Raw genomic sequence first — 686 nt, forward strand, 5'->3', positions numbered from 1 at the left:
CTGCTGGCCGGCTGTGCCACCAACGACCCCTACAGCGGCCAGACCGACCGCAACCAGACCGGTACCGGTGCCGCCATCGGCGCGGCGGTGGGTGCCGTGGCCGGCGCCCTGAGCGGCGACGGCAGCACCAGCCGCCGTGACCGCGCCCTGGTGGGCGCCGCCGTGGGTGCCGCCGCCGGGGCCGGCATCGGCGCCTACATGGACCGCCAGGAGGAGCAGCTGCGCCAGAGCACCCAGGGCACAGGCATCGGCGTCGATCGCCGTGGCGACGACATCGTGCTCAACATGCCCAGCGAGGTGACCTTCGGCTTCGACTCCAGCGAGTTGACCCCCAATGCCCGCAACGCGCTCAACGACGTGGCGCGTATCCTGACCCAGTATGACGACACCCGGGTCAACATCGCCGGCCACACCGACAGCACCGGCGATGCCGGTTACAACCAGCGCCTCTCCGAGCGGCGCGCCCAGGCGGTGGGCAACTACCTGATGAATGCCGGCGTGGCCGGTGCCCGTCTCAACATGGTGGGCTATGGCGAAAACCAACCGGTGGCCAGCAACAACACCGAGGCGGGACGCGCCCAGAACCGTCGCGTCGAGATCACCCTCACGCCGATCGAGAGCCGCTTCCAGTAAGCTTCGCTACCTCGCACTCCCAGCGGTAACCTGTCGGGCCCGCCACAGTTGTG

The 686-nt window shown here is 69.7% G+C and carries 1 protein-coding gene; it reads left to right on the forward strand.

The window, feature by feature from the left end; genetic code table 11:
• Window positions 1–633, forward strand: a 633-nt coding sequence (locus tag Q673_RS24990; protein WP_023005412.1) for an OmpA family protein, incomplete at its 5' end; no start/stop codon positions are given.
• Window positions 634–686: the final 53 nt, after the last annotated feature.

The organism is Halomonas sp. PBN3 (assembly GCF_000475415.1).
GTDB classification, from domain to species: Bacteria; Pseudomonadota; Gammaproteobacteria; order Pseudomonadales; family Halomonadaceae; genus Halomonas; species Halomonas shengliensis.